Origin of the sequence: Paenibacillus sp. FJAT-26967, from assembly GCF_001541095.1 — a bacterium.
GTDB lineage: Bacteria > Bacillota > Bacilli > Paenibacillales > NBRC-103111 > Paenibacillus_F.
Map to the genome: position 1 here is coordinate 682,154 of NZ_LMXH01000001.1, position 7,662 is coordinate 689,815.

Annotated in this window: 5 protein-coding genes and 1 rRNA gene (1 of these 6 running past the window's edge); all 6 read left to right on the forward strand. The window is 46.4% G+C overall.

The genetic code is table 11. The annotated features are described in order from the left end of the window. The first annotated feature begins 196 nt into the window (after positions 1–196). Positions 197–811 carry a hypothetical protein gene (locus tag AR333_RS02875; RefSeq protein WP_068773834.1) on the forward strand — a complete coding sequence of 205 codons (615 nt, stop codon included), beginning with the start codon at positions 197–199 and terminating at the stop codon, positions 809–811. Positions 812–813: 2 nt separating this feature from the next. After that, on the forward strand, positions 814–1,260 hold the full coding sequence (locus AR333_RS02880; RefSeq protein ID WP_068773835.1) for a hypothetical protein: 447 nt from the start codon (positions 814–816) through the stop codon (positions 1,258–1,260). 351 nt (positions 1,261–1,611) lie between these two features. Continuing rightward, positions 1,612–2,769 (forward strand): sugar diacid recognition domain-containing protein, encoded by a 1,158-nt coding sequence (locus AR333_RS02885; RefSeq protein WP_068773836.1) that lies wholly within the window; start codon positions 1,612–1,614, stop codon positions 2,767–2,769. Positions 2,770–3,046: 277 nt separating this feature from the next. Next, positions 3,047–4,186 carry a glycerate kinase gene (locus tag AR333_RS02890; protein WP_068773837.1) on the forward strand — a complete coding sequence of 380 codons (1,140 nt, stop codon included), beginning with the start codon at positions 3,047–3,049 and terminating at the stop codon, positions 4,184–4,186. A 44-nt stretch (positions 4,187–4,230) separates the two neighbouring features. Continuing rightward, positions 4,231–5,658, forward strand: coding sequence for a GntP family permease (locus tag AR333_RS02895; RefSeq protein WP_216638968.1), 1,428 nt, complete (start codon positions 4,231–4,233; stop codon positions 5,656–5,658). 858 nt (positions 5,659–6,516) lie between these two features. Then, positions 6,517–7,662, forward strand: a 16S ribosomal RNA gene (locus AR333_RS25140) (it continues 882 nt past the right edge of the window).

Consider the following 7,662-nt stretch of genomic DNA (forward strand, 5'->3'; position numbering starts at 1 on the left):
ACACCAACATCAAAAGTCAGACTAGCTAAGGCGGGGAGCAGACCCTGTCTTTTTATTTTGCACGGAGCGCTTTATAAATTAGGATACGTATGAAGGGCAGTTGGATAACCCGCTGAGTTTGAATTTGTATACGTATGTGAGTAATAATCCTTTGAAGTATGTTGATCCTAGTGGGCATGTTTTAGAGGGTTACCTGGTGGGAATTAACATCGATAATGCTCGAAAGTATGGAAACGATGTATACTGGCAAGTACGGTCGAAACTAGGTACTCAGGCAAAATCTTTTATTCCAGGGGCACGGAATGACGACAATAATGATTTTAAATTTTGGTTTGGTGTAGCTACAATGACGAGCGATTACCCACAATTAAACAATGAGAAAGATGCGGCTTGGGCAAAAGCGTTGCTTGTTTCAATATTTCAAGCTAAATATGAAGAAGATCAATCATTTTTAGACGGTATGTTTAATTTTGTAACAGGTGCTCTTCCAGTCCCTGCTAAGGCTGGAAAAGTAAGTTCTATAAGTAAAGCCGAGAATACTTTTTTACCAGATGCTGCTTATAATAAACAACTTCCTAAATTCGTTAATCCCGGAACTAAATCGCTTAATAAGTATGATGAAGCAGGCGAATTAACACAAACAAAATATTATGATGATTATGGTAGAGAGACAGGCTGGGTAGACTGGACAGATCATGGTTATCCATCAAATCATTCAATTCCTCATTATCATGGAGTTGAATGGAATGCTAACTACCCAATTGGCGGTTATAAATCGGATTTTCGCTGGATTAAGGATTGGGGGAAATAAGATTGAATTTTTATACTTTTGAAAGTGTTGATTCAAATAACAATATTCATGAGATTATTAAATTGTTAGAGTTTTTAACGGAGAAGGAAGATGTACAATGGATTATAAGCGATTTAGACATTGTTCCTCAGTATCGTGGTGACTACTCCCCCAGTGAAAAAATAGAAAATAGACCGCAGGTTTATCTTTTCGAGTTAGAAATCAAAAATAATTTCTTTATTAGTTTGAATTTTTCAAAATTAAGAAAATTACTAGAGGAAGCAAGTTGTATTCGAAGAGGGGTATTTATTTGTTTGCAAGAACAAACGGAACTTACCGAATTTTATGCAACTGTAGAACCCAAAGAACCTCATGCAATCCAACATAAATTTGGATTGCATGAGGTGAGAATTTTAGATGATTTAATATTTATTTTAAGCGATTCAGATATAAGTTATCTAGAGTTATAAGTATCTTAAGGAGGTCTTGAAGTAAGTATTATAATTTATATAATATCGATTTTAAAAATAAAAATATCAAACTGGTATTACCACAGTACTTTTTTGAACTGTAGCCTCATTTATGGACAGTTTTGAAAAACGGTTACCGTAGTCTTAGGCAGCTAGGAGATGACTTCTGAAATCATCAGGAGTCATCTTTTTTACGATAGTCGGTGATAAAGGGTTTTTATTAAAATGGAATAGGATTCGTTCCCATAATTTATATATACGGGAATTATTCCCGGCTTGCTGGCCGGGGGATGATTCGGTATCGTTAACGTAGGTGTTTTAACGCATGGCCAATATTCTGGGGGGATAGGGATGCAGGTCACCAAACAGCTCGCTGATATCATCGTCAGGAAAACAAAGGAATTGACTCAGATGAACATGAACGTCATGGACCGGGAAGGAGTGATCATAAGCTCCAGCGACCCGAAGCGGGTCGGGACTTTGCATGGAGGCGCGGTTGAAGTTGTCCGAACAGGGGAAGAGATGATCATTTCTCCGGAGACGACCAATAAATGGGCCGGGACGAAACCCGGAATTAATATGCCTCTTTATTTTCATGACGAGATAATCGGTGTCATCGGTATTACCGGCCGGGAAACGGAAGTCATTCCTTTCGGACGCGCCGTCAAAATGATGACGGAAATGCAGCTTCAGCAATCCTATCTGTCCGAGCAGATCGAAATGACCGAGCGCGCCAGAAGTTATCTTGTGCAGGATATCATATCCGGTGCCGAGCGCGAGCCGATGGATATTTTACTGGCCAGAGGGCAGCTTCTGGGAATTGATCTTACGCTGCCCCGGTCGATTATGATCATCCAACTGAGTGCGTGTCCTGCACTGGCAGATGACTTTGACCAGGCTTATTACCGTGTCCTTGATATCACGAGGATGTTTCGTTCTCCGAAGCAAACCCTGCTTGCCCAAATCGGAAGGGACCGGTGGGTCGTTCTCACGGATCTTTCCTTCTATAAAACCGACAAGCAGGCCAAGGAAGATTTAATTGCCATTTCTCACAGCATTATAAAAACTATAACGGAGCGGCTGCAAGCAGACGTACGTATAGCAATCGGAAAAGGCTGCCGGAATGTGCAGGAGCTCGGACAATCTTTCCGTGAGCTGCTGCGCATGATTGAAACCATTTCTAAATATCCGGACAAAGGTCCGGTTATGCATATGGATGATGCCATGCTTGAACTCATTTTAGCCGATATTCCCGATTCTTCTAAACTGAAAATTATCCGTGAGGAGCTTGGCGGGCTTATCGAACATAAAGACTTGCTGGAGACCCTTCAGTCCTTTTATACGTGTGAAATGAACTTTAGTATGACGGCCCGCCAAATGGGGATACACCGCAATACACTGATGTACAGGATGGAACGAATTGAAAATCTGGTAAAAGGGAATCCGAGGCATTTCCAGGAAGCGTTACGGATACAATTGGCAATGATGCTATATAAATTGATGATGTAAGGGCTTGCATTTTATTTTTTATAGGCAGGGTGCACAATTTTTTTAGCAAAATAACGGCGTAACTTGTATAAGTTACACGTTGAGGGGCGCCGGGAATTGTCGGTATAATCGCTATAGGGAAAATCACACGTCACCAAATTGCCTGGCAACAGCGGCAGCATCTATCCGGATGAACCGGCTTGGGCCGTTGATTCCAGAAAAACAAGGGGGTTGTTCGCCTGCGTCGATTCAGGATGCGGCATGACTACAAAAGCGCGGTAGAAGGGTAGGAACCAGCATGAAAATCGTAATTGCCCCGGATTCTTACAAGGGAAGCCTTTCAGCGAAGGAAGTCGGTCTGGCTATCGAGAGAGGTATTTATAAAACCGGTTTTGAAAACGTTACCAAAATTGTGCCCATGGCCGACGGTGGTGAAGGAACAATGGAATGTCTGATTGATGCCACCGGGGGAAGATTTATTGAAGCTGCTGTGAAAAATCCGCTTGGACGTGAAATTAGCTCGGGTATCGGAATACTTGGAGACGGGAAGACCTGTGTGATTGAGATGGCGATGTCTTCAGGCTTGTATCTGATCGGAGAAGGCGAGCGGAACCCGCTGGTCACAACAACTTATGGTTTTGGACAACTTATACAAGCGGGGCTTGACCAAGGCTGCCGCACCTTTATTTTAGGAATCGGTGGAAGCGCTACCAATGATGGCGGCGCAGGCATGCTTCAGGCGCTGGGGGCCAAGCTGCTGGATACGGACGGACATCCGGTCGGCTTCGGTGGCGGGGAGCTTGCCCGGATCGCATCTATACATTTGGATGAATTCGACAAACGGATAGCCGACAGTCAGTTCGTAGTGGCATGTGATGTGGACAATCCTTTCGTGGGTCCGAGCGGCGCTTCGGCTGTATTCGGTCCGCAAAAAGGAGCTACACCCGAAATGGTACAGCTTCTCGACTGTAATTTGCTTCATTTTGCAAATCTTATTCAAGAAACCACCGGAGTCGCCGTGCAGCAGGTGCCGGGTACCGGTGCAGCGGGAGGTCTTGCCGGTGCTTTGCTGGCTTTTATGAAGGGGCGGCTTGAGTCCGGTGTTTCTATTGTAACGAGAGAGACAGGCTTGGAAGAAGAAATTAAGAATGCGGATTTGGTCATTACAGGGGAAGGTCAAGTGGACTTTCAGACTGCAAGCGGCAAAACGCCTGCTGGCGTTGCTCAGGTGGCCCGGAAATACGGAGTGCCGGTTATCATTCTTGCGGGATCGATCGGTCATGGAATAGAAAGTCTTTATGAGCATGGTGTAACAGCGGTGGTTAGTATTTTGAACCGGCCCATGCCGCTTGAAGATGCGATGAATCAGACAGGTTTACTGCTGGAACAAGCCGCAGAGCAAGTCATACGCATTTATACCAGAGGGGGATCACAATGAATCAGGCAGCAGGTTTAAGCCAAGAAATTATCGCTTTAGGTCCCATTGTGCTTCTCTTACTTCTTTTCTGCATCGTATTTATTGTGTATGCAACAGCCAAGTGGAAGCTGCATCCCTTCCTTTCTATTATTGCTTCCACCTATATTCTTGCTCTGGGTACGAATCTGATTGGTCTTATCCGGGGTGTCGAGGGTCCTATCATTAAAGATATCGGTTCCACGATCAGTTCAGGGTTCGGCGGCATTATCACGAGCATCGGTTTAGTTATTATTTTCGGTACCATTATCGGCAAAATTTTAGAAAAAACAGGTGCAGCCGTGAAAATGGCGGAGGTAGTCCTTAAGCTTCTGGGCGACCGTCATCCTGCAATAGCTATGACGATTATTGGCTGGATTGTTTCTATTCCCGTCTTCTGCGATTCCGGTTACGTCATTCTCTCTTCTCTAAAAAAATCATTGGCCAAAAAGACCGGTGTGAACGTCGTCACATTGTCCGTTGCATTATCTACAGGATTGTACGCGACGCATACGCTCGTTCCTCCGACACCGGGTCCCATCGCTGCCGCGACTAACCTCGGAATAGGACCGGATGGACTCTTCTGGGTGATTATTATCGGGATTATCGTGTCCATCCCTGTTGCGCTGGCAGGTCATATTTGGGCCAGAACGGTAGCGAACAAGCTGCCATCTACTCTGGAAGAGGCGACGGAAACATTTGAGGAATACAAGGAGCGTTTCGGAAAACTGCCTTCCGCGTGGGCGGCATTTGGTCCCATTGTTGTTCCGATAGTGCTGCTGGCGCTGGGTTCTTTCGCTAATTTCCCGGTTGGAACGGATGCGGCCGGAGAGAAGGTTCTTCTCACCAGCGGGTTTCTTAACACTTTGTTTACCTTCCTTGGAGCTCCGGTTAATGCACTGTTTATTGGCGTGCTGCTGGCGATCTTTACCCTGCTGCCTAAACGCAACGAAGAAAACCTTACAAAACTGATGGGAGAAGGACTTCTCGACTCCGCGATTATTATCATGATTACAGGAGCGGGCGGTGCACTGGGCGGCGTTATCAAAGCGACTCCTATTGCTGATTATGTCAAAACACTTATTGACGGCAATGCTGCTTTTGTCGGCGTAGGCGCACTAATTCTCGCGTTTATTATCTCGGCTATTCTCAAAACTGCGCAGGGCAGCTCCACCACGGCATTAGTTGTAACATCGACTATTATGATGCCGATGCTTCCGTCACTGGGTTTGGATGCGATGGCAGGCACCGTGCCGATCGGGCAGATGCTGACCGTAATGGCGATCGGTTGCGGCGCAATGGTGGTCAGTCATGTGAACGATTCGTATTTCTGGGTTGTATCTCAATTTTCCGGGATGGAGCTGAGAACAGCTTACCGCGCGCAGACCATGGCTACTTTAGTGCAAGGAATTGTCGGTATTCTTGTCGTTTGTATCATAGGCGTTTTCTTCCTTTGAGGAAATAAGTATAGGAACATTGAGCGAAGCGTGCAGACCGGAGATTTCAAGATTCTGGTTTGCATGCTTTTTTTATTAAAGATATGTTTTGAGAAAAGGTTGAAGTCCATACCACGATCGAAGACACGTTTCTTTGGAATCAGGAGAGGCAATATGAATGAGGCAAGCAGCGGCCTTTTCTCTGGGTGTACTGGATAGTGTACAGAGATCTCCAAGCTTTTAGTCGTTGTAAAAAAATACCTGAATACAAAAGCTTGCCAAGCTATGTTTCTGCGTGTTAAGTTATTACTCCCGGTGCTGAACAACACAGGGAACCAAATAAACATTGAGTAACAGAAATGTTTTGGAAGATTTTGATGGTTGCAAGGCTGATAAGAATTATGTTACTATGTAGTTCCGGCCATGAGAAACGCCGGTACAAACAAGCCTTACGCAAGAGATTGTCCTTTGAAAACTGAACAACGAGTGATTGAAACGTCTTGAGCAATCAGGACGCTAAACAGAGAAGAAATTCTCGTCAGCATTAACTTTTTGAGNCCCCTTTGAAAACTGAACAACGAGTGATTGAAACGTCTTGAGCAATCAGGACGCTAAACAGAGAAGAAATTCTCGTCAGCATTAACTTTTTGAGCTATTAGAAATAACTCAATTCGATGTATGGCATAGATGCGCGACCTTGTTTAGCGGAAGTTATTTATGCCAATCGGAAGCTTGACAGGATGCCCTTCATTTCGATGTGGACATCTTGAGAAGCACCCTTATCGGAGAGTTTGATCCTGGCTCAGGACGAACGCTGGCGGCGTGCCTAATACATGCAAGTCGAGCGGAATTGATGAAGTGCTTGCACTTCGNGCACCCTTATCGGAGAGTTTGATCCTGGCTCAGGACGAACGCTGGCGGCGTGCCTAATACATGCAAGTCGAGCGGAATTGATGAAGTGCTTGCACTTCGGAGATTTAGCGGCGGACGGGTGAGTAACACGTAGGTAACCTGCCTGTAAGATCGGGATAACTACCGGAAACGGTAGCTAAGACCGGATAAGTGGCCTCCTCGCATGAAGAGGTCAAGAAAAAGGGTTTCGGCTCTTGCTTACAGATGGACCTGCGGCGCATTAGCTAGTTGGTGAGGTAACGGCTCACCAAGGCGACGATGCGTAGCCGACCTGAGAGGGTGAACGGCCACACTGGGACTGAGACACGGCCCAGACTCCTACGGGAGGCAGCAGTAGGGAATCTTCCGCAATGGACGCAAGTCTGACGGAGCAACGCCGCGTGAGTGATGAAGGTTCTCGGATCGTAAAGCTCTGTTGCCAGGGAAGAACGCCAAGGAGAGTAACTGCTCTTTGGGTGACGGTACCTGAGAAGAAAGCCCCGGCTAACTACGTGCCAGCAGCCGCGGTAATACGTAGGGGGCAAGCGTTGTCCGGAATTATTGGGCGTAAAGCGCGCGCAGGCGGTTTTTTAAGTCTGGTGTTTAATCCCGAGGCTCAACCTCGGTTCGCACCGGAAACTGGAAGACTGGAGTGTAGGAGAGGAAAGTGGAATTCCACGTGTAGCGGTGAAATGCGTAGAGATGTGGAGGAACACCAGTGGCGAAGGCGACTTTCTGGCCTATAACTGACGCTGAGGCGCGAAAGCGTGGGGAGCAAACAGGATTAGATACCCTGGTAGTCCACGCCGTAAACGATGCATGCTAGGTGTTAGGGGTTTCGATACCCTTGGTGCCGAAGTTAACACAGTAAGCATGCCGCCTGGGGAGTACGCTCGCAAGAGTGAAACTCAAAGGAATTGACGGGGACCCGCACAAGCAGTGGAGTATGTGGTTTAATTCGAAGCAACGCGAAGAACCTTACCAGGTCTTGACATCCCGATGTAACACCTAGAGATAGGTGCCCTCTTCGGAGCATCGGAGACAGGTGGTGCATGGTTGTCGTCAGCTCGTGTCGTGAGATGTTGGGTTAAGTCCCGCAACGAGCGCAACCCTTGAACTTAGTTGCCAGCAGGT